This is a genomic window from Idiomarina sp. ST20R2A10 (assembly GCF_051842345.1).
Lineage (GTDB): Bacteria > Pseudomonadota > Gammaproteobacteria > Enterobacterales > Alteromonadaceae > Idiomarina > Idiomarina loihiensis.
Genome location: NZ_JBNIEY010000069.1, coordinates 1 through 233 on the forward strand (window position 1 = coordinate 1; position 233 = coordinate 233).

Consider the following 233-nt stretch of genomic DNA (forward strand, 5'->3'; position numbering starts at 1 on the left):
TGTGGGCGGATCTCGGGTGTCCCATGCGCGGTTCCGGGCTGGTGGCCGGGACCCGCATGTTCCAGATAAGCCGCCAGTTGCCGACACCGCTCCCGGAGCCCGCCGATGTCCGCCCGCCTGTTCGAGCCCCTGCGCCTGGACGACCTGGAGCTCGAGAACCGCATCATCATCGCGCCGATGTGTCAGTACTCGGCGCTGGCAGGCGCGGCGACCGACTGGCACCTGATGCATCT

At 68.7% G+C, this 233-nt stretch carries 1 pseudogene; it reads left to right on the forward strand.

The window, feature by feature from the left end:
• Positions 1-105 precede the first annotated feature (105 nt).
• A pseudogene (locus ACP7H9_RS14335) lies at positions 106-233 on the forward strand (oxidoreductase); the annotation flags it as partial.